General features: G+C 53.4%; 18 protein-coding genes and 1 pseudogene. 8 read left to right on the forward strand and 11 right to left on the reverse strand.

The window, feature by feature from the left end; translation table 11 throughout:
- Positions 1–41 precede the first annotated feature (41 nt).
- From ACR0MI_RS03825 to ACR0MI_RS03850, 6 genes are all read left to right on the forward strand, one after another.
- Positions 42–1,583: a recombinase family protein gene (locus ACR0MI_RS03825; protein WP_480853658.1), complete on the forward strand. Its 1,542-nt coding sequence runs from the start codon at positions 42–44 to the stop codon at positions 1,581–1,583.
- Complete coding sequence (locus ACR0MI_RS03830) at positions 1,583–2,473, forward strand: plasmid partitioning protein RepB C-terminal domain-containing protein (protein WP_480853661.1); 891 nt, start codon at positions 1,583–1,585, stop codon at positions 2,471–2,473. The genes ACR0MI_RS03825 and ACR0MI_RS03830 overlap by 1 nt, the downstream gene beginning before the upstream one ends.
- A complete protein-coding gene (locus tag ACR0MI_RS03835; protein ID WP_480853663.1) occupies positions 2,473–3,372 on the forward strand; it encodes a plasmid partitioning protein RepB C-terminal domain-containing protein in 900 nt (299 codons plus the stop codon). Before ACR0MI_RS03830 ends, ACR0MI_RS03835 begins: the two co-directional genes overlap by 1 nt.
- A 320-nt stretch (positions 3,373–3,692) precedes the next feature.
- Positions 3,693–7,175, forward strand: coding sequence for a phospholipase D family protein (locus ACR0MI_RS03840; RefSeq protein WP_480853665.1), 3,483 nt, complete (start codon positions 3,693–3,695; stop codon positions 7,173–7,175).
- 13 nt (positions 7,176–7,188) lie between these two features.
- On the forward strand, positions 7,189–9,702 hold the full coding sequence (locus ACR0MI_RS03845; protein WP_480853667.1) for an AAA family ATPase: 2,514 nt from the start codon (positions 7,189–7,191) through the stop codon (positions 9,700–9,702).
- Entirely contained in the window at positions 9,699–11,045 is a 1,347-nt protein-coding gene (locus tag ACR0MI_RS03850) for an McrC family protein (RefSeq protein WP_281972368.1), read from the forward strand. Before ACR0MI_RS03845 ends, ACR0MI_RS03850 begins: the two co-directional genes overlap by 4 nt.
- Before the next feature lie 209 nt (positions 11,046–11,254).
- Here ACR0MI_RS03850 and ACR0MI_RS03855 read toward each other — a convergent pair.
- From ACR0MI_RS03855 to ACR0MI_RS03865, 3 genes and pseudogenes are all read right to left on the reverse strand, one after another.
- A pseudogene (locus tag ACR0MI_RS03855) lies at positions 11,255–11,350 on the reverse strand (IS6 family transposase); the annotation flags it as partial.
- A gap of 42 nt (positions 11,351–11,392) precedes the next feature.
- A complete protein-coding gene (locus ACR0MI_RS03860; protein WP_170506587.1) occupies positions 11,393–12,100 on the reverse strand; it encodes an IS6 family transposase in 708 nt (235 codons plus the stop codon).
- Positions 12,101–12,131: 31 nt separating this feature from the next.
- On the reverse strand, positions 12,132–12,677 hold the full coding sequence (locus ACR0MI_RS03865; RefSeq protein WP_480853669.1) for an IS6 family transposase: 546 nt from the start codon (positions 12,675–12,677) through the stop codon (positions 12,132–12,134).
- Positions 12,678–12,728: 51 nt separating this feature from the next.
- Between ACR0MI_RS03865 and cls the strand changes: the two genes are divergently transcribed.
- The gene (cls, locus tag ACR0MI_RS03870; protein ID WP_170507179.1) at positions 12,729–14,174 is read left to right on the forward strand and encodes a cardiolipin synthase; all 1,446 of its coding nucleotides are present in this window, start codon (positions 12,729–12,731) and stop codon (positions 14,172–14,174) included.
- A 111-nt stretch (positions 14,175–14,285) separates the two neighbouring features.
- Here cls and ACR0MI_RS03875 read toward each other — a convergent pair whose 3' ends face one another.
- The 3 genes from ACR0MI_RS03875 to ACR0MI_RS03885 all read right to left on the reverse strand — a co-directional run bounded on the left by ACR0MI_RS03875 (position 14,286) and on the right by ACR0MI_RS03885 (position 15,428).
- Positions 14,286–14,783, reverse strand: coding sequence for a phage holin family protein (locus ACR0MI_RS03875; RefSeq protein WP_170507176.1), 498 nt, complete (start codon positions 14,781–14,783; stop codon positions 14,286–14,288).
- 10 nt (positions 14,784–14,793) lie between these two features.
- Positions 14,794–15,084 (reverse strand): hypothetical protein, encoded by a 291-nt coding sequence (locus ACR0MI_RS03880; RefSeq protein WP_170507173.1) that lies wholly within the window; start codon positions 15,082–15,084, stop codon positions 14,794–14,796.
- 110 nt (positions 15,085–15,194) lie between these two features.
- Complete coding sequence (locus ACR0MI_RS03885) at positions 15,195–15,428, reverse strand: hypothetical protein (protein ID WP_170507170.1); 234 nt, start codon at positions 15,426–15,428, stop codon at positions 15,195–15,197.
- Positions 15,429–15,552: 124 nt separating this feature from the next.
- Between ACR0MI_RS03885 and ACR0MI_RS03890 the strand changes: the two genes are divergently transcribed.
- Entirely contained in the window at positions 15,553–16,743 is a 1,191-nt protein-coding gene (locus ACR0MI_RS03890) for an AI-2E family transporter (RefSeq protein WP_170507167.1), read from the forward strand.
- A gap of 22 nt (positions 16,744–16,765) precedes the next feature.
- Here the strand turns inward: ACR0MI_RS03890 and ACR0MI_RS03895 are convergent, their stop codons facing one another.
- The 5 genes from ACR0MI_RS03895 to ACR0MI_RS03915 all read right to left on the reverse strand — a co-directional run bounded on the left by ACR0MI_RS03895 (position 16,766) and on the right by ACR0MI_RS03915 (position 23,624).
- Positions 16,766–17,806: a mechanosensitive ion channel family protein gene (locus ACR0MI_RS03895; RefSeq protein WP_170507164.1), complete on the reverse strand. Its 1,041-nt coding sequence runs from the start codon at positions 17,804–17,806 to the stop codon at positions 16,766–16,768.
- A 140-nt stretch (positions 17,807–17,946) separates the two neighbouring features.
- Positions 17,947–18,804, reverse strand: coding sequence for a DNA recombination RmuC family protein (locus tag ACR0MI_RS03900; protein WP_170507161.1), 858 nt, complete (start codon positions 18,802–18,804; stop codon positions 17,947–17,949).
- Between the two features lie 36 nt (positions 18,805–18,840).
- Complete coding sequence (locus tag ACR0MI_RS03905) at positions 18,841–19,653, reverse strand: hypothetical protein (protein WP_480853674.1); 813 nt, start codon at positions 19,651–19,653, stop codon at positions 18,841–18,843.
- 130 nt (positions 19,654–19,783) lie between these two features.
- Entirely contained in the window at positions 19,784–21,679 is a 1,896-nt protein-coding gene (locus ACR0MI_RS03910; protein ID WP_170507158.1) for a DUF3604 domain-containing protein, read from the reverse strand.
- 52 nt (positions 21,680–21,731) lie between these two features.
- Positions 21,732–23,624 carry a DUF3604 domain-containing protein gene (locus tag ACR0MI_RS03915; RefSeq protein ID WP_480853677.1) on the reverse strand — a complete coding sequence of 631 codons (1,893 nt, stop codon included), beginning with the start codon at positions 23,622–23,624 and terminating at the stop codon, positions 21,732–21,734.
- Between the last annotated feature and the right edge of the window lie 6 nt (positions 23,625–23,630).

The following is a 23,630-nucleotide window of genomic DNA, read 5'->3' on the forward strand; positions in this document are numbered from 1 at the left end:
CTCAGCACTTGAGTTGGAAGGTCGGACATGACGGAGGCGCGATGACGCCAAAGGGAGCGCAGCCTCGGCGCGCCGCTCAATACGTCCGTATGTCGACCGAGCATCAGCGCTATTCTACAGAAAACCAGTCTGACGCCATGGCGCACTATGCAGAGCAGCGCGGCATAGAAATTGTTCACACGTATTCGGATGCAGGAAAAAGCGGGCTACGCATCCAAGGGCGCGATGGCCTGAAGCAACTGATTGATGACATTCAGTCCGGTCGCGCGGATTTCGAAGTGGTGCTCGTTTACGACATCAGCCGCTGGGGCCGGTTTCAGGATGCGGACGAAAGCGCTTATTACGAATACATCTGCAAACGCGCTGGCATCTCCGTCATCTATTGCGCCGAGCAATTCGAAAACGATGGCAGCCCCGTCTCGACGATCGTCAAAGGCGTCAAGCGCGCCATGGCCGGAGAGTACAGCCGAGAGCTCTCGCAAAAGGTTTTTACAGGCCAATGCCGCCTGATCGAGCTCGGCTATCGCCAAGGCGGTCCGCCCGGCTTCGGTTTGCGGCGCATGCTGATCGACGAACAAGGTATCACAAAAGGAATCCTGGAGCGCGGTGAGCACAAGAGCAATCAGACGGATCGTGTCACCCTGGTCCCGGGGCCAGCCGAGGAAATCGCCGTTGTTCAGGAGATATTTCACCGCTTCGTCGACGATCGAAAGTTCGAGACCGAGATTGCCGAGGTTCTGAATGCCCGTGGCATCCTGACGGATCTCGGTCGCGCCTGGACGCGCGGGACCGTCCACCAAATCCTGATCAACGAGAAATACATCGGCAACAACGTCTGGAACCGCAGCTCCTTCAAACTGAAGAAGCGGCGTGTGCAAAACGATCCCGGCATATGGGTTCGCGCCGAGGGTGCTTTCGAGGGGATCGTCGATCCAGATCTGTTTGCAGCCGCCAACGCCATCATCAGCGCGCGATCAAGCAAGCTGACCGAAGACGAAATGCTCGAAGGTTTGAAAGAGGTTTACGAGGCTCAGGGCTTCCTGTCCGGCCTCGTTATCGATGAAGCGGAAGCGCTGCCATCGAGCAGTGCGTACCGATCAAGGTTCGGGAGTCTGCTGCGTGCCTATCAACTCGTTGGGTTCAAACCGGATCGGGATTACAGATACATTGAGATCAATCGACGCTTGCGCGAGCTTCATCCGGATATTGTCGCCGAGACTATTGCAGGTATCGAGGCGTCGGGCGGCAAGGTGGAGCGGCATCCAGGAACAGACCTGCTCACCATTAACGGCGAATTCACCGCGTCTCTTGTCATCGTCCGTTGCAACGAAACCAATGCGGGGTCTCTGCGTTGGAACATCCGCTTCGACATGAGCCTCAAACCCGACATAACGATTGCCGTCCGCATGAATCGGCCAAACCTACGGCCGCTCGACTACTACCTGCTCCCCAGCCTCGACATGACTCTTCCCCGCATCCGGCTGGCCGAGCACAACGGCTTGTCGGTCGATGCCTATCGCTTCGAGAAGCTGGACCCGTTGTTCGACATGGCGATCCACGTCCCAGTACCGGAGGTGGCCTGATGCCAGACCCGCAATCGCAAACCGCCGAATTGATCCCGATGAATCGCATCACTGTGGTGAACCCGCGGGTTCGCAATCGGAAAGCATTTAGGGAGATCGTCGACAACATCGCCGAGCTCGGACTGAAACGGCCGATCACCGTCGCAGCCCGCCAGAGCGATGATGGCTTGCGATACGATTTGGTCTGTGGCCAGGGGCGCCTCGAGGCTTTCCAGGAACTCGGACAAACAGAGATCCCTGCGATCGTGATCGATGCCAGCAGCGAAGATTGCCTGGTGATGAGTCTCGTGGAGAACCTGGCGCGTCGTCAACATCGCGCCCTTGATCTTCTGCGCGATATCAAAGGCTTGAAGGAGCGTGACTATTCTGGCCCAGAGATCGCGCGGAAAACGCATCTGTCCCTCAAATATGTCCGTGGCGTTCTTCGGCTCCTTGAGAGCCGCGAGCATAGATTGCTCAGAGCTGTTGAAAGCGGAAAGCTTCCTGTCAGTGTCGCCGTCGATATCGCGGAAGCAAAAGACTCGGACGTGCAGGACGTTCTCCGCGAGGCCTATGAGAACAACCAGCTGCGCGGAGGTCGACTGATGGCCGCAAAACGCCTGGTCGAGGCACGTCAGCAATATGGGAAAGGACAACCCAGCGCAGACCGAACGAAGAGACGAACGCTGTCGGTCGAAAGCTTGATCCGGACCTATCAAAACGACGTCGAGAAGAAACAAGTCCTTCTGCGTAAGGCGACCGCGACACGTAACGAGCTAATGTTCATCACGGAGGCCCTTCGCAAACTCTTGAATGACGAAAACTTCGTCACGCTGCTCAGGGCCGAAGGGTTGGCGACGATCCCCAAGAACCTCTCTGACCGCCTAGCCGCTCGAACGGGAGACCTCTGATGGCGCGATCCGGACTCACCAAATCGATCAACATGGCGTTTGAGAAAGAGCTCATTCAGTTGCCGATTGAACAGATTTGCCCGCTCTACGCCGTTCGGAAAGAAACCAAGGATACGGTGAAATACCGCCAGGTCGTCGCCTCCATCAAAGAAGTCGGGCTCGTCGAGCCCCTCGTCGTCGTCCGCGACCAATCCGATCCCGAGAAATACATGCTGCTTGATGGGCACGTGCGCCTCGCGATCCTGGCGGATCTCGGCGTGCAGGATGCGCCGTGTCAGGTTTCGACGGACGACGAAGCCTTCACATACAACAAGCGCATCAGCCGCCTCGCCACCATTCAGGAACACAAAATGATCCTGAAAGCACTCGAGCGCGGCGTTCCCGAAGAACGGCTGGCCCGGGCGCTCAATGTGAACGTCAAATCCTTGCAGGACAAAAAGCGCTTGCTAGATGGCATCTGCCCTGAGGCAGCTGAGCTTCTCAAGGACAAGCAGGTCGCGCTGACCGGGTTTCAAATCCTGAAGAAGATGAAGCCGATGCGTCAGATCGAAGCCGCAGAGCTCATGGTGACGATGAACAAATATACCGTCAATTACGCCCGCTCACTTTTGGCTGCGACGCCGGCCACCCAGTTGAAAGATCCGGAGAAGCCGAAAGCTGTGAAAGGGGTCTCCCGCCAGCAACTCGAGCTGATGGAGCGCGAGTCCGCGAATTTGGAGCGAGAGTTGCGCCTGGTCGAGGACACATACGGCAGTGATCACCTCGATCTGGTTCTTGCGCGTGGCTACGTCTCCAAGCTCATCACCAATGCACGCGTCACGCGGTATCTCGAGATGTATCACCCCGAGTTTCTGCCTGAGTTCGAAAAGATCACGGAGACGGAGGCGCTGGCCTCCTGATCCGAGCAGTTCGGTCAATTTCGGCTGAGCTGCATTCGGGGACCCGGACCCATAGAAGCGCGGGGACCGCAGGAGACGCCGCACTGTGGGGCGGATCAAGTGCGGCGGTGGGGATGGCGGCGATCCCGCGCGGGGCCCACCAAGCCGAGATTATCCACTCGGTTGTACGCGCGAGAATTATCTCGCATTGGAGCCGAAGCAACTGACCTGGCGGCAGACTGCTTCGGCTCATCATTCCTAGCAGCCTTATACGAATTGTTCCGAATTCAATGGGTTGGAGGAATCATTTGATACGTTAGACTGCTCTGGAGGTGACCGGAATGGCGCGCGAGCGAGCAGACAGTTTTTTATCAAGATTTTTGTTTCGTGGTTCCAAGGAGCGCGAGCAAGAGGCCGTGGGCGCCGGTATTGAGGCCACACTCGCGTCCGAAAGCGTCACCGAGCATGAATTGGTCTGGGCGACGAACGGTGAGCAATCCGTCCAAAAGCTCGTTGAGCGCACTCTGAATGGATCAGGCGCTCTCGTAGTGACCGGATACCAGGACTTCCTGTCCGCGATGTCGATCATACTTCGCGTTCGGCCAAGCATTGCATCCGAGCCCCCTGGAACGATCCGGATCATATTTGGGACGAATACTGACAATCAAAACCGCATGGACGGTGGTGGGCGTGAGCTGTCGGAAGAGGCCCGTGACTATTACCTCGAAGCACGTGGGCTTTCGCTACACTCACTCGACGATCTACGGGCTGTCCTCGCCTACGATGCGATCGCATCGGGAGCTATCTCGCTCCGCATCTTCGATACTGACTTGGCCCGGGAGCGGTTTGGGCGGGGTCACGCGATGCTTCACGCAAAACTCTTTATCAGTGACTCCGGCGTGCTCGCAGGTAGTGCCAACTTTTCGGTAGGCGGACTGAGACGCAACCTTGAGTACGTCGATGATCTTCAAGCTTTCCCAGACCTTGCTGCAACACGTCGCGCGGCCGCCGACGACTTTTGGACGTTTGGTGCCGACTGGACTGAACAGGCTCTTGAGATCCTGCGTGCGCTTCTGAGGCCCGTGAGCGCCGAAGAAGCCCTCACCCGAACAGTTCACGAAATGACATCTTTTGCACCTTGGCGCGTCGGCGGAGATGGCGCTGCAGGGCGTCCGCCTCTACCGTTCCAAACAGACCTCGTCTATGAGGCAGCCGGCACGGCTTACGAACACGGTTTTGCTTTCGTCGAAGCACCGACAGGTGCAGGTAAGACAGACATCGGCAAGCACCTGGCGACGGTACTGCCGACAATGCACTCCAGTGTAGTGCTTCGGCATGGCACCGAACGACCTGATCAAACACGCAATGGCGCGCTCGGGATTATACCAGCAAGCGTTCTAAGCAACTGGATCAAGAACAAGCCTTCGAACCTCGATCTCATCAAGCACAGCCAATTGTCCAAAAAGAAGGACGATTTGGACGAAGAGCTGGCTGAGATCAATCGAGGCGCTCGATCGTCAGCCTCTATGATCGTGGACGAAAGCCATCGATTGAACTCCCGCTATCTCGCCCCGTCGAGACGTTCTCTTGTCTTTGAACAAAGCCCTGCGATCTGGACGTCGTGCCTGTCAGCGACCCTTATGGGAAACCAGGGCTTGGACGGATTGCTCGCCTTTCATGAACGACGCGCGTCGATCTACGTACCCCCCGAAATCACGGCAAGGATCAACGACAACCTCAAACGTGGCCGAGAGCGGGCGACGGAATTGAACCAACTCCGCGCGCTCCGTCAGCACTTTGATGATCGTCAGCGATCTGGCATGGAAGACATGTTTCTGTCTGAAGCAGACATCGCGCAACCAATCAAAGAAGCCGAAGAACGTCTCGCCGGCAAACGGCTCGAGCCGCGCGAAATCCAGGCCAACATGGCGGAAGCACTGGCGCCCTATGTCGTTAGGCGTCAGCGCCATTGCGTCGGACAATCTAAAAAACGCGGACCCGGTATCTATGCGTATCCTGAGATCGAAAGCATCAGAATCGACGCCGATCTCACGCCCGAGCAATCGGCCATCCTAGACGAAATCAGAATACTAGCTGAGAGCATCTCGACGGGCACAACCCTGGTTTCTGCCGACCCAAAACGAGCGGGCCATACAGAAGTCCGTTTTCATGACAAGGCGCGGATCCACATTCGGAACTTTCTGGCGATCTTGAGGTCGTCGATCACCTTCGCAAGGGAAGATTGGGACCGTAGGCGGGCCTCCGATGCAGATGCGCGCGGCCGCACGTCGATTGGCGAGAGCCTTAGGCGCTCGGAACGTGAAAGCCGCGGCGGGAAAACCGCAATAATTACAATCAAACCGAAGAGCGGCGAGCTTCCTCTCGACAAACGAACGACGACGCCGATTTGCGACCGCATCGGTGAATTGCTGCAGAGCCCGGAACTTGATGCGATCGATGAGCAGCGTGCCGAACATATGGCAGAGATACTCAATGAGCATCGCCAGGTGATCTTCCTTTCTGAGCGGATTGGCGTTCTGGAGGGCTACGCGCGCCTCCTCTCTTCCCGTAAGGGCCCTAAGCCGGACGTGATCCTAGTAGCTGCCAACCACAAGTTGGGCCCTGGTACTGGCATTACCGTCGCCCGAAATGGTGCAGAAGCCCAAGAATACCTTGCTCTCGATGGCAAGAAGGCGTCCGATGACAAACGCCGAGCCATGTTCATGACCTTTCAAATGGCAGAAGGCATCAACCTTCAGCGCGCACGCGCCCTCGGTATCGTCGGCGTGACCTCGGACATAAAGAGCATGCTTCAAGGCCTGGGGCGGATCGACCGGATTGATAGCCCGCACGCCAAGATCACCTACACCACCTTCGATCTTCCCGGGCTTGTCCTGTCGTCCGACAAGAAAGGCCGTGATCGCATCGAGTCGATCGCTCTGCTTTCGGGGGTCGGTGCTTCAGATCTCGCGGACGAATACCTCGAATTCTCTGCTGGCGACCTGACAGACCTGATCCTGGAGCAGCACAAGAAGCCGCGGCCACTTCGCCGGAACAACCTCTACGATCTGGTTGAAGACATGCGGCGCACGCTGCCAAACGATCTCCTCAAATCCATGGAGCGCATCAAACCTCAAAGTCTTTGGGGCGCTGAGCTTTGTCTTCTCGCCGGCAAATCACCGATGACGATCATTGCCCTTGGTGGGCGCGCGCCTTCGCTGGTCGAGGCATCCTATTTGCCACCCCGACTATTGGCCGTTCGCGAGACCGGCGATCGTCAGGAAATCATCCGGGATCAGCCAGAAGTGACAAGACTGCTGCGCGAGTCCTACGGCGAGACCGTCAAATCCGGGAAACACCGGGACCGACCGACAGAAACAGAGCTGAGCTATGTGATCGAGGGCCTCCAGCCGACTTTGGAAGGTCTGGCTCACTGGGATATTCGTCCCGAGCGAACGGTTTCACTCTTAGAGTCTTTGGATAGGTTTCTCGCGTCGGGCCCCTCCAAGAACCAAGGTTACAATCGGTTTGGACATCTGACGCTCCCATCTTTGGAGAAACTGGCAGAGGCCTGGGCCCAAGAGCTCGATCCCCACTGGATTGAAGCCAAGAAGGACGTTAGCCAACGCAGCGAAAAAGAAAGAGATATCCCGGATTATCTGGGGATCGATGCGATTTACGGTTTCTTTGAGCAGCAGCCATCAAAGACTCTCTCAGAAGTGCGTGCTCGAATGGAAGAGTTGTTCGGCGCGGCGGAACAAGCGTCAAGAAACGCAAACACGCAGATCTTGGATAGGGTCGCTGTAATATTTCTAAGCAAATAGCTGAGATACGTGAATGACAAAAGAAAACGATTTCAAGAAATGGCTCGAACAGGGCGGTGCTCAAACGGAGGCAGGACGCAATTCCCGCGCATATGCGATCCGAACGATCGACCGAAATCTTGCTGAACTCGGCATGCCTTACCAAAACCTCAATGAGGCGTGGGAAGCTGATAGATTTGAGGCGCTTAGGGACAGAATTAGAAAAATCCGAGAGAACGCCCGAGACGGCGGTCAGGACTATCGAATTCTGATGCCGGATTCCGACAATCCCCACAATCGGCTCTCAAATTGGGGAAGTTGGCTTGGGCAGTACGGGCGGTTCTTGGCAGGTGACCCTCCTGGAGCAGCGAAGGACGCCGATCGAATCCGCCAATATGTTCTGGAGCACTATATCGAACCCGCTCGCGAGGAAGGTCATGACCACGTCGAGGTTCTTGTCAGAGACGTAAATGCTGCTCTAGGCCTCAAGGAAGGCTGGCCGAATATCTGCCAAGCACTTGGTGGACGGATATTTCAGGATATGGCGCGGATCCCGGAACCTGAGCGGATCGGCGCGGACCAAAGCTCAGCTACGGTGTTTCGCTTCAAGCTTGATGAAGCCGTTCGGTCCGGCGATGGCCGCCCATTTGTCCTTTTCGATGCGACGGGCGCCCCTTTTCAGCCGGTTAGGAACTTCAATCGCACCTCTGGTGTCTCGGCATTTCGGATCAAGCCGCGGGGCGCAGGCAACAGGGCGGATGAGGCTATTGAGACCGAAGACATCGTCGATGTTGCCCGCGCGATGCTCGTGGATGGCCTGGCATCGCGGGTTAAAGCGATCGCTGGCGGACCTGTGAATTACCTGACCTACGGAGGCGACAAGCTCGTCAGCTACGAGCTTGCTCCGGAAATAGCTCAGGCGATCGGCGTTCCACCACGAGGCGGCGTAAACGGAGTGAGTAATGCAAACAACAACGGCGCGAGTGACGCCAGTATCCAGCAGGAATTGCCCCCTATGAACCTCATTCTTTACGGCCCGCCCGGCACAGGTAAGACCTACACCACCGCCGCAGAAGCGGTGCAGCTTTGCGGCGAACTCGTTCCGGACGATCGAGCCGAGCTTATGGCAATCTATCAGAGGCTCACAGCGGCTGGGCGAATAGAGTTCGTCACCTTCCACCAGTCGATGAGCTACGAAGAGTTCGTTGAGGGCCTTCGACCGGAAACACAAGGCGCAGAGGGCCAAGAGCTGGACGTCGAAGAACTGGATTCAGCTGGTTTTCGGCTGAAGGTTGAGGACGGCGTTTTCAAGCGAATCTGCGAACGGGCGCGCTTGGATTCAGGCGAGGATCCGGGCGATCACCGACTGGATCGAACGCGTCCAATCTTCAAAATTGCGCTGGGAAGACGATTCCAAGAAGAGGCGCAAATCACCAAAGCCCTCGATGCAAAAGAGATCCGCCATGGCTGGGGTGGAAGTATCGACTGGTCAGAAGAGCGTTTCGAAGACTGGGCGGAGATCAAGAACGAGCTGGAACAACAAACTGGAAAGGAGGTTAGCAGTCACGCCGGTGAACTCGTTTGCACCTATTCCTTTAGGTCGGATATGCAATTGGGTGACTATGTCGTCGTCTCAGACGGGCGTGACAGAATGCGCGCCTTCGGTAGGATCACCAGCGACTATTTCTTCGAGGCTGATGCCAAGCACCACCCCCACCGCCGTAGCGTCGAATGGCTATGGCGCGACGACCAAGGAACAGAGCGCTCACGATTTTATTCAAATGGTTTCCGACAGCACACTGTTTACAAGTTAAACGGTGGCCTGGTCGACTGGGACGGGCTGGAGGAAGTCGTCTTTGGTGTCGACCGATCAATACCTGCGGAAGGCGCTCGCCCACACGTACTCATCATTGACGAGATCAATCGGGCGAACATATCTAAGGTCTTTGGAGAGCTTATTACCCTTCTAGAGCTTGATAAGAGGCTTCGGGCTGACAATGAGATCAGGCTCACACTACCCTATTCCAAGCGCCTTTTCGGAGTGCCGGCAAATCTGAACGTGATTGGCACAATGAACACTGCGGACCGGTCAATTGCGCTTCTCGACACCGCGCTTAGGCGGCGCTTCACCTTTAGGGAGATGATGCCTGATGCTTCTGTGCTTCGGAATGCCGCTCAGAGATGCGGTATCGATCTACCGCGGCTCCTATCCACGATCAACGAGCGGATCGAGTATCTGTACGACCGTGAGCATCAGATCGGCCACGCCTACTTCACCGGGTGCAGTTCCCGAGCCGAGTTAGACGAAGTGATGCGCCACAAAGTCATTCCGCTATTGGCGGAGTACTTCTTCGAGGATTGGGCCAAGATCGCTGCGGTGCTGGGTGATTTAGAAACTCACGAAGGCCTTATCACTGGTGGATTCCTCAAACGGTCGATCTTGAAGGCACCTCCGGGTCTTGAGGATGGAGGCGCGGTTCCCCGGTTTCGTTGGGATGTGCGGTCCATGGATGAGGGCTTCGACTACGGGAAGTTAGTCGGAACATGACCCGTCACACTATCCGGGAATGGGAGCACCTTACATACGGGTCAGGCGAACGCGAGATCCCGGAAGCGCAGGCTGATCGGATCGCAGCAGTCGCGCGGGCCTCGGTCTTTTCCGGTCGTGGGCATGAGGGTGTGCTGGAACATGGTCGCAAGGGACTTCGCGCTCGAGGCATCGTTGGGGTTATCGCCACACCAGACTGCCAGCTCGAAATTCTTCCGAAGATCGAAGGTAGAGGCGAGACCAACGTTTCCGATGCGACCCTAAGGGCCAGACTGATACACATGCTCGGAGTGACCTATGATCTGCCAATCGAGGCAGGGTCCATGACACAGCTTGGCTGGCAGCGCGAAACCGTTCTCGAACTGCTGATCCGACTGTTTTGCGGTAAGCTCACTGACGCAGTACGGCAAGGAATGCCGCGGCACTACCTCGAACACGAAGATGATTTGTCTGCGCTTCGAGGGCGCCTGAACGTAACACGGCAATTCTCTTCACTTGCGGTGTCGCCGCAGAAACTCGCTTGCCGTTTTGACACGTTGTCGCCGAACATTGCGTTGAACCAAGTGATGCGTGCAGCAGTCAGCAAACTTTCACGTTTGTCCGGAGCGCCGGATAACCAGCGTTCGCTACGCGAGTTGAGTTTCGTATACGCCGATGTCAACGACATTCCTACGAGCGCACTTGGTTGGGATCGGATCGTCCTCGATCGCACTAACCGGCGTTGGCAAGAACTTCTATCACTGGCACGTCTATTTCTTTCGGATCGGCACCAACAGACCAGTGCCGGGACCATCGATGGCCACGCGTTGCTCTTCGAAATGAATGTTCTATTCGAGAAATATGTCGAACAAATCATGTCGCGGGCGTTAGCCGGTACGGGCTTTCGCGTGTCGTCCCAGGGGGGGCACCTGGACTGCCTCTACGATGGTGAAATCGGGCGTTTCCGTACGCGGCCGGACCTAATAGTCCGGCAAGGCGATGAAGTCGCGATGATCATAGACACAAAGTGGAAGCGCATCACCCCGCGTGTCGATGACCCAAAGCAAGGCGTCAGCCAGTCGGACGTATACCAGCTGATGGCCTACAACAGGCTTTATGACTGCTCGAACGTCGTGCTGCTCTATCCGCATCATGGTGACCTGCCCCATGACGCGATCCAGCGGCGGTACTCAATCGCGACCAAAGACGCGGACGATACGCTAACAGTCGCAACTCTGGATCTAGCCGGAACACAGCATGACCATCGGCATGCCCTTCAAAAGCTAGTCATGGATTGCTTAGGTGTGGAGGACAGAACCGGAGCAGAAACCAGATCGCAGGACGTGCTTGCCAGCGCGACATGAGAGCCTCCTTGCTCTTCAGACGCCGACCTCCGTCTTCGACTTAGCGGGACGCAGCATTCGGCTGCCGCGCAACAAATTACAAACGATCATGTACCTTGGTTCTTAGCGACCTAAACTGCAAATCATCTACGGTTTTGAATTCTCGAGTTCGCATGCAAACTCAAGGTACCTGCAGAATGCGTTGGCAAGTTGTATCTGCCGCGGAGTCCGACATTCCGCAATGAAAGTGGAAACCGGATGTAAAGCATCACCGCAAGACGAATGATCTCGGGACTGGTCTTGAAATATTTGAATGGTGCTGTCAGACAAATTCGAACCAGTCTCTGTTAGGCCAGTGACGCTGTCCTTTATTCCGTGCCAAGTTCGCGCCACTCGGCGAGAGCAGCACTGCGTGTCAGCTTGAAGGTGTCTCGGCTGGTGAGCGATCTCTCCTGGTTGAAGTGGTTGTAGACGGAGGAATGAACGGCAGCGAATTTCTGCAAACTTCGCATACGCCTGAAACGCTGCATTGCGCGTTCTCGTCGTCGGAACGGCAGGTGAGAGTTCTCAACGCGGTTGTTGAGCCACCTGCCCGTACTTTGTTTTTCGAGTGCGCCCATTTCTCTTAGCGCAGCCTTGTAGGAAGCGAAGCGATCCGTCACGATCTCCTCCGCACAGCCATGGCGCTTCATCAGTTTCCTGAGGAATTTCAGTGCTGCGGCTTTGTTTCGACGTTTCGTGACGACAGCTTCGAGCACCTCTCCTTCGTGATCGACGGCGCGCCAAAGATAATGCCGCTTGCCATTCACCTTCACGAATACTTCGTCCACGTGCCATTTCCATTTTGAGAATGCACGCAGTTTCTGGACCCGCTTTCGTCTGATCTCGGAGGCAAACATCGGACCAAATCGGTTCCACCAGTAACGGACGGTTTCATGGCTCACGTCGATACCACGCTCGTGAAGGAGATCTTCGACATTCCGCAACGAAAGTGGAAACCGGATGTACAGCATCACCGCAAGACGAATGATCTCGGGACTGGTTTTGAAATACTTGAAGGAGGCAGGTTTGGTCATTCCCAAACGCTACGCAAACCCCCTGCCCGCCTCAACCCAAGTTCTTCTGACAAGACCGGTGCGAATTCTCAACCCGGTTGTTGAGCCACCTGCCCGTACTTTGTTTTTCGAGCGATCCCATTTCTCTAAGTGCAGCCTTGTAGGATGCGAAGCGATCTGTGACTACTTCTTCAGCTTTGCCGTGCCGCTTCATCAGTTTCCTGAGGAATTTCAATGCTGCGGCTTTGTTTCTGCGCTTCGTGACGACTGCTTCCAGCACTTCACCCTCATGATCCACCGCGCGCCAGAGATAATGTCTCTTGCCATTCACCTTCACAAATACCTCGTCCACGTGCCATTTCCATTTCGAGAATGCGCGCAGTTGTTGAACCCGCTTTCGTCTGATCTCGGAGGCAAACATCGGCCCGAACCTGTTCCACCAGTAGCGGACGGTTTCATGGCTCACGTCGATACCACGCTCGTGAAGGAGATCTTCGACATTCCGCAAGGAAAGTGGAAACCTGATGTACAACATCACCGCAAGGCGGATGATCTCAGGACTGGTCTTGAAATACTTGAATGAGGCAGGTTTGGTCATTCCCAAACGCTACGCAAACCCCCTGCCCCGCTCAAGCAAAGTTAATCTGACATGACCCCTTTTAGAGTGCGGCTTCCGAATGATAGTCTAGTTCTCATTATGGTTTGGCTTGCTCTGTTTTTCCTTGAAGTCGTGGCGATTTACTTCGCTTGGCGATCAATACAGACAGCGAGAACGCCTCAAGGTGCTGTAGGTTGGGCAGTATTCTTGGTGACCGCCCCATATCTTGGTGTGCCCTTGTACCTTTTCCTTGGGCATCACAAATTTCGTGGGTATGAAATCAGCCGTCGCGATAGCGAACGTATTGTCGAAGCTGTCGCGGACTTTGGGAAAAGGCATAAGCCCCTTCGGAAAACTGAAAAAGACACAATTCTTTTCGAAAAACTTGGAGATCTTCCCGGTGTTTCGGGAAACGGCCTAAAAATTCTTATCGACGGCGATGAGGTTTTTGGTCAGATTTTTGAGGCGATTGACCAAGCCAGCACCTATGTTTTGGTACAATCTTACATTGTAAACAATGATGGCGTTGGACGTCAGCTTGCTTCACGAATGATTGCAGCGTCAAAACGGGGTGTGATTGTGCGCTTCATTGTTGACGCGATTGGAAGCAAGGGTTTGCCAGATAATTACTTTGATGAGCTGAGGAGCGCCGGCGTCCAGTGTGTCGACCCAAAATCAATGCGCGGACCAAAGAACCGGTTTCAGCTTAACTTTAGAAATCACCGGAAAACCATAGTTATCGATGGACATGTAGCTTTTACCGGAGGTTTGAATTTTGGGGACGAATACAAAGGGTTAGATCCAAGGTTTGGCCAATGGAGAGACACACATGCTCGTCTGACTGGGCCAGTGGTATCTCAGCTCCAACTTGTGTTCTCCGAAGACTGGCATTGGGCCACTGATGAACTGTTAATCGACGAATTGAATTGGGATGCAAAATTGGACCCAGAGGACATGACGGCTCTAGTCGTCGCGACGGGTCCAGGAGATGAGCTCGACTCGGGCGCGCTTTTTTTTATAAGTTGCCTTGCCGAGGCCAGAGAAAGGATATGGATCGCTTCACCATACTTCGTTCCGGATATAGACGTACTTAGCGCAATGAAACTCACTGCGCTCAGGGGCGTCGATGTTCGCCTTTTAGTGCCGGAGGTGATCGATCATAGAATCCCTTGGCTAGCCGCGTTTGCTTATTTCGATGAAATCCGCGATGTCGGTGTAAAAGTCATGCGCTACAACGAAGGTTTTATGCATCAAAAGGTGGTCCTTGTTGATGACGCTCTGGCAGCTGTGGGGACTACAAACCTGGACAACCGCTCCTTCCGGTTGAATTTCGAGGCAATGGCCGTTTTCTTCGACAAGCGTGCTGCAAAAGAAGTTCAAGACATGCTCGAAGCCGATTTCGCAAGATCATTTGAGTTAACCAAATCTTTAAATGAACAGCCTTGGAAAATTCGAGTGGGAGCACCTCTGTCGCGGCTACTCTCACCGCTTTTGTAGACCGCGCTCGTTTTCAAGGTACGTCATTAAAGTAGTATGTGCATTTACTTCGACTACATTTGTTTGCGAATAGTAAGAAGAATTTGGCCCAAGGCAGGCTGTGAGCTCGCCTCACTTCTTCAATGTTTTCAGCAAGATTGATAACAATGGACCCAACAGATTCTGACCTGCGACGCTCCACGGGTCCTTTGTAAACTGACCGAAGCCCTTAGCGAGATCTCTCACTTCGTCCACAGCGTTTTCAACTTCCGCTTCGATGTCCTCCAATGCGAGGTCTCGCACCTCAATTGCCGGTTCCAGCTCGGGCTCCGCAGTCAAGCGTACCGCGATCATAACCAAGACACCGGCGATCAAAAAGTCAATCAGGCCAACGAGAAGCCCAGCGGTAGTATTTCCAAACCGTTCGGACAGAAAAAAGAAGAACGCGATACTAATCATGATAACGCCGATCCCGGCGATAAGACCGGCGAATGCCATTAATCCTGTCTGAGTTCTTACTACAGCTAAACGACGTCGCGCTATTACTCGTTCCGCGCGGAATGCCACGGTTAAGTTCCGTCCGATACGACCTTTGCTTTTTCGGATTTCCTTTGTGATGTCTCGGTTCATGGTGTCATTCTCATTTCGATGATCTGCCCAGCAAAAAGCCTAATGCAAATGCTGCGGCAACAGTCAAGACGGGCTTCTGTTTGTGAAGGTCGTCCAGCTCGTGAACAAGTTGCCGAAAAATTTCCTCTACACTTTCTCCATTCGACCCAAAATCCAAAAGTTCCTTCGAGAGGTCGGATTTATCTTCTGCAGAGCGGTTTGATTGGGGTGCAGTTACGGATAACTCTTCATGGTCTTCGCGTTCTTTCAGTTTCTCTCGCAAGTCTGCCAATTCTGCTTCAAGTTCGGCTTTGGTGACCATGGTTTTCCTCACACTAAAACTTTTTGAATCGTGAGTGACCGAGAACTCAAAATCCAATGAGGCACAAAAGGTTCAGAACTGTCTTTGGTGATTTGGGAGATTAAATCACTCTATGACTTTTTCATTCGGTCGTACGCTTCCTTCATTTTCAAGCCGAGTTCTTTTGCAGCTTCTCCGACTTCATCGGCACTTTTCTCAAACTGGGCACGGCTCAAGAACTTGTCCCAATCTTGCATCAAAGTTTCCCACTCATCCTCTGCTTCACGCGCACCCAGATGTAGTTGCAGACGCAGTTCGTCCCTTTTCTTTTTCAGCTCATCAATAAGGTTTGAATTACCAGACATCTTAAAGTCTCCTAGAGGTTCATTGGTAATTCTGTGATTAGGAATAATGCATCAAATTCTTTGAAAAACATAACGAAATATCGTGATACAGTAATGAAAATGGCACGCGTCAGAGGGCTTGGACATGGCAAAACCTACACCTGAAGCTCTACGATGGTTTGCGTTATTCTCAATCACTCTAATAGTGTCAGCGTTGTTTTTTGGAATGGTGCAACCGTTTTTGGTCGCACTTGTTCTGGCAGCTATAACTTCAGCGATGTCAGCGCGTATTTTTGCTAGAATGATCGTCCTGACACGTCGTCGAAGTGCTTTGGCGTCTGGGTTGACACTTGCTCTTCTCACCATCGCCGTCATAGCCCCATTGATGGGAATCGTCTGGATCTCTGTATTGCAGGCCCAGGGAATAGCAGATGAGGCTAGTAGACTGGTTGTACAGCTGACCAACTTGTCGACAGATGAGCCTTTGCCTGATTGGGTACCATTTCGTGACTTTTTGGGCGAAAGAAGCGCTCAAATAATGGCTAAGCTTGGCGAAGTAGCCAGCGCGATAGGCGGATTTTTCGTTTCGGCTCTTGGTGACATAACGCGCGGCACAGCAAGTTTTTTCTTAAGCCTCTTTGTATACTTTTATGCTGTGTTCATTTTCTTACAAATGGATCGTCCGGTCATCGATCTTATCCTCGCTTACACTGGTTTGGATCACAAAACCCAATTTGCACTTCGCGATCGAATGGTTTCGGTCAGCCGAGCTACGATCAAAGGAACTCTGGTCATCGGCATTGCGCAGGGCGTTCTAGGTGGCCTAGGCTTCTGGGTCGCAGGAATAGAGGGTGCAGCGTTTTGGGGAGTAGTTATGGCCGTTCTGTCGGTCATCCCAGGACTGGGTCCTTTATTTATAATTTTCTGCGGAGTAATATGGCTTTTTACGCAGGGTGAAACGACCGCGGCAATCGGCCTGGCCATTTGGGGTATGGCTGTAGTTGGGACAATCGACAACATTTTAAGGCCAATTCTTGTCGGTAGGGATGCTGCGCTTAACGATATAATAATCTTGATTTCTACTCTTGGCGGCCTTGCGTTTTTCGGAGCCTCAGGGCTGATCTTAGGACCGGTGCTGGCCGGGTTATTCGTAACACTTTGGGACACATTGGCCGAGCAGTCCGGCAACTCTGATGTCAAGGCAACGCCTAGTTCTGACGTTGACGAAAAGACTGAAATTGGCACCAGTTCAGTTCTGGACGATGAGCTTGCAAAAGAACTAGATGAACTAAAAAAACGTAGAGACGAACGGGTTCAGCGAGACGAAGAAGACTAGCTCGCGGCCAGTGTTCTCAGCTTCAATTTTCTTTTACGCCCTCGGCCAGATGTATCGTTTGGGTGGGATAGGCTAACTCCGTGCCTGCTCGTGCGACGGTTTCGATAACCTCTAGGGTCAGTCGTTCACTTGTTTCAAGGTAGTCCAAATAAGTCCCAGACTTAGTCCAAGCATAGAATTGAATGTCGATGGAACTGTTGCTTATGCCTAAGACGTTGACGTATTTTGGAGCGTCATCATGGAGCGCGAAGTCGCCACTGTTCTTCAAGAACTCATCCAGATCACATCGAACTTTTTCGACTTGATCACGGGTCGACGACAAAACTAGCGGAATTGTAACCAGGATACGCCGATGCTGCATTCTTGAGTAATTTTTAACAACAGAATTTGACAGGTCCGCATTCGGAACATGGCGGGGCACTTGGTCGAAACCAACAACGAGTGTGGAACGCAGATCGATCCTTTTGACCGTCCCCAAAAACTTGCCATCAACTTCAATTGCGTCTCCGGTGACAAATCGAGCCTCGCTTTGGTTGGTCATTCCCGCGATCAAATTTCGTACTAAGTCCTGCGCAGCGATCGCAAGCCCTGCGCCTAAAACACCGACGCCAGTAAGAGCTCCACTGATATCGACGTTCCAGACCTTCAAAATCGCAGTAAGTCCAAAGATAAAAATAGCGAAGCGAGTAACTCTAGTGGTCCAATCTGCTTCAAGGGTAACGTCCTGAAACTCACCCGTTTTTAAAATTGAAACAAAGTTACCCGCTAATTCGTACCAAGTTGCAAACACAGCCACGATGGCAGCAGTCGCTAGAACGCTCCTAAAGAGACCACCGGTAAACTCGGGAAGTTCCAGAGCTTCAGAGACAAGGAAAATCGATAGGGTTATAAGAAGTACCTGCGTAGCCGAAACGAGGCGTTCACGCGTCGCCTCACCAATCTCGGAAGATAAGTTTGACAACAATGCGTTAAGCGCTGACACCACCGCCCTAGCAAGCGCGCGACGAAAAACCAAAATCGCCGCGCAAAACACCATCGCGGCAAGCGCCGCGGGTTGATCCACTGAGATCCACCATCGTGACAGAGTATCACCGTACGAAGAAAGTGGCTCTCTAATACTGTTTTCTTCCATAAATTCGATTTGTAACTCCAGCAAACGGATGTGTCGAACCCGCTTTGGAATTTGGCGGGTTCGTTATCCCGTTAGCTGAGTGCCTCGCCTGCCAACTTAGCTGCTTTGCTCAAAAGAGCTTTTCTTTGAGAGTATTCCTCTTGAATCTCTGCTTTTCTTTTTTGGAACCGGTCTTTTGTTTTTTCTGTCGCCGAGGCGATTTGTTGGTCGATCGCATCCAACCTGGCATCAAACTCCGCGTCGATCTCGTCTACCCGAGCGTTAATACGGTCATTCGTTTCCTTGACCTTTGCTTTGGTCTTTTCAATTCCTTCCTGAATGTCTGCTGATATTTCGTCAGCAGCTTCGGCTAGTTCGTCTTCCATGGAAGTCAGCTCTTTGTCCAATGCAACCATTTCTGCTTCTATCTGCTCATCAACTGCATCAGTCCGAAGCTTCCTGAAAATGGTTCCGCCATTTTCCTTCATTTTCACATCAAGCGGAGCGGTCCAGACCTCGTCAACAGAGGCGACTATGCAATATTTGCCGGGCAAGAGCTCGACTGCAACGTTGTCCAGCATTGCAACATCAACACCCGAAACCCAAAGATCTCGGTATGCACCAAAAACACCGCCCGTCATCGAGCCCAAAGCCATACCACTTGCAGCAGCCTGAGCAGCTGCCGCCGAACCCGCCACTGCCGCTCCAGAAGCGACTGCCGCCGGTCCTGCCAAGACACCTACCATTGCGCCAAGCATGAGCCCGAAAGCAGTTCCAATTGGCCCTTCATCTGCAGATTTCTTAACCTCGACATTACCCTCATTGTCTTTTGCAATGATACCGGCCGCATATACAGCAAGTTCGCCATTACTATGCAGGTCGCGTATTGCATCTGCACCTTTGTACGCGGCCTCTTCAGTATCAAAGACTACAGCAATAAACTTTTCCATCAGGTTCTCCCTTCTTCTCATAAGTATGGAAACAACTCATTTTTGAAATTGCATATTAACAGCGAAATACACTTGCGTTTTTGGCAATCCTGCGCCGCGATCCGCTATGGACCACTGTGGTTCCAAAAATAGATTGAAAATGGTTTTGTCCCGTTTGAAGACTTTTCCTATTCGGATTCCCAGAGGCACCGAGTACGCGTCATTCTGAAAGTTGTAGGTCCAAATTGGTGCTCCGCCGGTGTACCAACCTTGCCCAAGCTGGTAAAAAGCAAAAGGTTGAAAAGCCCCGAGGCTCACGCGTGGGTTTCCATCTGTATCGCCAATGCCGCCGCGCCAAGTTAACAAGTATCCATATTGAAACTTTGGTGACTTGGCGTTGAAGTATACATTTGCGACGCCCAGTTGCCATTGATCCGAACCAAGTAGATCACTTGTAGCGGTAGGAGCTACTAACTCCGGGCCTATAGCAAAACTGACCGCTGGATCTCCGGTGTTGATCTGATAGGCCGCGAATACATCAAAATCACCCAACCCGCTTTCGGTTGATCCATTAGCGCCAACAGGAAAGCTGTTGTAAGGAAGGGAGGCTCTGATCAGCCATTGCGAGTTTCCGATGGAAACTGGCTGCGCATACCGCAAGACGAACTGATTTCCACTTTCTCCGCTCGGCCCAGTAAACTCGTCTATGTAATAGTTTTGCAAATTAAACGCAGTGATGTTCGCCAGAGGGTTGTTTGCCTGAGCGGCTGCTTCAGCGTCATTTTGCGCAAAGGCAGCTTCGTAGCCTGACAAAAGCCAGATACACCCCATTATTGCGATCAGGTAGCTTTTTCTCAAAATGTATTTCATTCGAAAGCTCTACTAATTGGCTATTCAGACCAGATTGAAACTTCGTGCTGCAACTGGAACACGGTTGAAGATCAAAGTGAGGCCTACAAAGCCAAACTAGGTTTCTCGCGAACTCTGAAGCTCTGACCTTTCACGGCGAATACCAGATTGGCGAAGTGTATGCGCGGTCTTGCAATTGCATCCGAGTACCCTCTGGCATTTGGACATTAAAGAATTTCGCGTCGTAAGCCGTCCAACGCGGCGTAGGAATTTCGATGACGCGAACATAGTAAAATGCGCTCTTTTCCGGATCAAACTCCGGATCAATCCAAAACCCGGTCAAGAGCGGCTCACCGATCGTATTGGTGTAGGAAGCATTTGCCACGTCAACAGTGTTGCCCACATCACCATCACAGTTGTCATCAATGATCGCCCGATCACCGCAGGCTACGTCAAAGATTTTTTCTGAGGTCGTTCCGTCGGGGTTCAGCCAACCTTTCACGATCTGAACGCGATCGAGATTGGCACCGTCGGGGTCTCGCAGAGCCCGGATCATCAATGTCGGAGCGCCACCTGCAGGTGCGTTGGTCAAATCTCCACCCATTGGCACGCCGCGCGCATAGCCGGTGCGAGCGAAATCAGGGCGCGAAACCTCTTCGGCTTTGAAGTCCCAACCCGCAAAAACCCGTACAGTCAGACGCGTACCCGATGTTGCATAGGTTTCCTTACGAGCCATTGCGTCCCAAATAGACTCCCGAGTGTTTTCTCGAGCCCAAACCGCGGCAAGACCCGAGGCACCAACATCGGCTTCCATAATAGACAACGCGGGGTCGTCTGCAGCAACGAGTGGGTGGAAAGCGCGATCGGGGGCTGGTTCCACGAATGAAGCTTTGGAAAAGTTATTCTCCTCTCGCGATGTGGGCAGTGCTGTATGATTGTCAGTCGAACCGATCATGCCAAATTTGAAAGGGTTAACACCAAGACTTGCCTCGACTATGAGGCCGGTCTTCAATGCCTCTCGGGCGTATTCTGCTGGGAGCATCTCCCGCGTTTTCGCGCCTTGACCGTTAAGATTACCGGCGTCGATTGTTTCAAAGTCGGCAAATGCATCGTCGGGGGACAAAAGCGGATGAGCCTCACCATCACCTTTTTGTTGAGTGACTTCCGCTATAGGTTCCCATCGAATGCGCTTTGCAGCGTAGTCCGCATCGATCGGTTCCCCTGAAAGAGTGGACCCTTCAATGGTTTCTAACGCAAACATAAGCCCATTCGACAAATTGCCGTTGTGCGGGATCGCTAGGACTTGACCACCGGTTTTTTCCTCGTACGCCGCCATGTAGTCCCATAGATCTTCGGGATTAGTTGAGTCGTACTGCGAAAATGGGAACACTTGCGAGGTGCGGTCTTTGCCATCGCGGAAGATCACTACGCGATGCATGTTGTTGCCACCGGGATGCGAAGTCCACTCAAAGCCGTGAAATGTGGTGAAAGTGCCTGGCCTGTAGTATTCGTCAGCATTGGTTGTTGCACCGTCCCATGCGGTAGCAAGTAACTTCGGCTCGTTGATCAGGTCGTTGTCGTTCGCGCGCAGCCACTCAAGGAACGCGTCATATCCGTTCCCGGCTTTTACCATATCATGCCAGCGTTTGCCGGTCTCATTAGCCAAAATGAGCGGGTCAGAGCGGCGGATAAAGTCGGCTAGGCCGAGGTTCTCAGCGTGATCGGCCATCACCACAAAGTCGAGAGGTCGGATCAGCTTTACGCGCCAGCCGAGCGCACTTATCACTTCCTCGCCGCGTGATACGCGATACCCAGCATCCTGGTCCAATACTCCGCCGGCCATACCAGAGTCCGTAGACCACGAGGAGTGTAGGTGCGTATCGCCAAAAAGAACACGATTTGGAAAATGGTCATCGGCGTAAGGCGAATATTCTAATCTTGGCGCATCGACAACATCAGCGGGCGGTAAAAGGTCCTGTGCAGAGGCTGCTGTCAGCGTGGCGGCCAGCGTAAAGACCGTAACTACGGTGGAGTTTCTGAATTGCATTAACGACCTCCATTTCCTCGGTTTTGATCCAATCTTCATCGGTCAATTACCCTCAACCAGGTGTGTACCAAATCGGTGAGGTGTAGGCGCGGTCCTGCAGGAACATCGGAACTTCGGGATCCATTGCGACCCCGTAATAGGCTGCGTCGTGGGCCTGCCACGTGGGTTTCGGTATTTCTAGCACGCGAACATAATAAAAGGCGCGCTGTGTTGGATCAAAGTCGGGGTCGGTCCAAACGACGTTCAACATCGGGTCGCCGATGGTGTTGGTGTAAGTGGCATTCTCCACGTCCACTGTGTTGCCCACTTCACCGTCGCAGACGTGATCGACAATCTCGCGCCCGTCGGAGCAAGCCATGTCGAATACAATCTCTGAGGTTGTACCATCCGCGTTTAGCCAGCCCTTAACCATCTGTACGCGGTCGAGATTGGCGTTGTCAGGGTCACGAAGAGTTCGAACCATGAAGGTCGGGGCCTTTCCCTCGGGAGCGCTCATCAGGTCACCCCCCATTGGCACACCTGCTGCATAGCCACGCTGGGCGAAGTCAGGCCGTTCAACTTCGTCAGGTGCAAAGTCCCACCCACCAAAGACGCGCACTTGAATGCGAGAGCCGGTGGTTGCATAGACTTCCTTTCGATTCATGGCGTCGAAAATCGCCTCACGAGTATTCTCCCTCGCCCAAACGCCGGTCAGGCCAGAAGCCAGTGTTTCCCAGTTGTAGTAATCCGTACCTTCCAGCTCGCCCTTCATGAAGACATGGCTCCAGCGGTTCGGATCGGGCTCAGCGGGTGGGTTCTTACCGAAGAAGTTATCCTCGCGAGTTGTCGCCAATGACGTATGAGCATCTGTCGAGCCAATCATTCCAAACTTGAACGGGTTGGTGCCAAGTTTCGCCTCATGATTAAGTCCAAGGCGCAGTGCGGACCGGGCGTATTGATGCGGTAGCATCTCTTCAGTTATTCGGTTTCGCCCACCGAGATCGCCCTTGTCCCATGTTCCGAAATCCGCCCACGGATCGTCTGGAGACAGCGCTGGATGGGTTTCGCCGTCGCCCTTGATCTGGGTCATCTCGTAAATCGGTTCGAACCGCATCCGCTTTTTGGCATATGCTTCGGTCAGCGGCTCGCCATTGTTGCGATTGTCCGCAAACATTAATCCGGTTCCCCAGTTGCCGTTGTGTGCGGCGGCAATTGTACGCCCACCAGTGTTGGCCTCATAAGCTTCCATCCAGTCCCACAAGTCCTCTGGATCGTCGGAATCAAAGGTGGAAAATGGTATGTTTTTGCCGGCACGGTCAACGCCATCGCGGAACATGACTACTCGATGTAGATTGTTTCCGTTTGAGGACGATGACCACTCAAATCCAATAATCGAAGTGAAGACGCCGGGGTTGTAGTAATGTTCAGCATAGGCGGTTGACATGTCCCAAGCGGACCGCTGGATTGAAGGGTTTTCAACTAAGTTTTCAAGACGTGCCGCAGAATCTACGACTTCGTAGAAGGCCTGCATCCCTTGGTCTGGGTCACCGCTTTGGCGCATATCGTACCAACGCTTGGTCACCGGGTCTTCCATGATGACCGGACTTCCTTTGGCCAGCATGTCGGCAAGTCCAAAGTATTCAGCGTGATCTGCAACAACGAGCCAATCGAGTGGACGGTGAAGTTTCACTCGGCTCCCTGTACTAGAAACCAATTCCTCACCGCGTGCAAAACGGTATGCATCTCCCGGATCAAGCGTATTTCCAAAAAAGCCACCATCGATCGAATAGGAGGTATGCAGATGAGTGTCACCCCAATAAACACGGTGGGGCATGTGCTGATCGACAAACGGAGAATAATCGGGCGTTTCGACGTTGACATCCGTGGAATCGAGGGTGCCATAACCAAGGGCCTCTTCCCGATCCTGAGCAGCTGCGGATGACACACTAACGGTCAGCGCTCCCAACGAAAT

This window comes from Ruegeria sp. D4 (assembly GCF_056534475.1).

Excerpts from the sequence above, each read along its gene's own strand:
- ACR0MI_RS03825 (WP_480853658.1), top strand. The coding sequence starts at position 42 with ATGACGCCAAAGGGAGCGCAGCCTCGGCGCGCCGCTCAATACGTCCGT.
- ACR0MI_RS03830 (WP_480853661.1), top strand. The coding sequence starts at position 1,583 with ATGCCAGACCCGCAATCGCAAACCGCCGAATTGATCCCGATGAATCGC.
- ACR0MI_RS03835 (WP_480853663.1), top strand. The coding sequence starts at position 2,473 with ATGGCGCGATCCGGACTCACCAAATCGATCAACATGGCGTTTGAGAAA.
- ACR0MI_RS03840 (WP_480853665.1), top strand. The coding sequence starts at position 3,693 with ATGGCGCGCGAGCGAGCAGACAGTTTTTTATCAAGATTTTTGTTTCGT.
- ACR0MI_RS03845 (WP_480853667.1), top strand. The coding sequence starts at position 7,189 with ATGACAAAAGAAAACGATTTCAAGAAATGGCTCGAACAGGGCGGTGCT.
- ACR0MI_RS03850 (WP_281972368.1), top strand. The coding sequence starts at position 9,699 with ATGACCCGTCACACTATCCGGGAATGGGAGCACCTTACATACGGGTCA.
- ACR0MI_RS03860 (WP_170506587.1), bottom strand. The coding sequence starts at position 12,100 with ATGACCAAACCTGCCTCCTTCAAGTATTTCAAAACCAGTCCCGAGATC.
- ACR0MI_RS03865 (WP_480853669.1), bottom strand. The coding sequence starts at position 12,677 with ATGACCAAACCTGCCTCATTCAAGTATTTCAAGACCAGTCCTGAGATC.
- cls (WP_170507179.1), top strand. The coding sequence starts at position 12,729 with ATGACCCCTTTTAGAGTGCGGCTTCCGAATGATAGTCTAGTTCTCATT.
- ACR0MI_RS03875 (WP_170507176.1), bottom strand. The coding sequence starts at position 14,783 with ATGAACCGAGACATCACAAAGGAAATCCGAAAAAGCAAAGGTCGTATC.
- ACR0MI_RS03880 (WP_170507173.1), bottom strand. The coding sequence starts at position 15,084 with ATGGTCACCAAAGCCGAACTTGAAGCAGAATTGGCAGACTTGCGAGAG.
- ACR0MI_RS03885 (WP_170507170.1), bottom strand. The coding sequence starts at position 15,428 with ATGTCTGGTAATTCAAACCTTATTGATGAGCTGAAAAAGAAAAGGGAC.
- ACR0MI_RS03890 (WP_170507167.1), top strand. The coding sequence starts at position 15,553 with ATGGCAAAACCTACACCTGAAGCTCTACGATGGTTTGCGTTATTCTCA.
- ACR0MI_RS03900 (WP_170507161.1), bottom strand. The coding sequence starts at position 18,804 with ATGGAAAAGTTTATTGCTGTAGTCTTTGATACTGAAGAGGCCGCGTAC.
- ACR0MI_RS03905 (WP_480853674.1), bottom strand. The coding sequence starts at position 19,653 with ATGAAATACATTTTGAGAAAAAGCTACCTGATCGCAATAATGGGGTGT.
- ACR0MI_RS03910 (WP_170507158.1), bottom strand. The coding sequence starts at position 21,679 with ATGCAATTCAGAAACTCCACCGTAGTTACGGTCTTTACGCTGGCCGCC.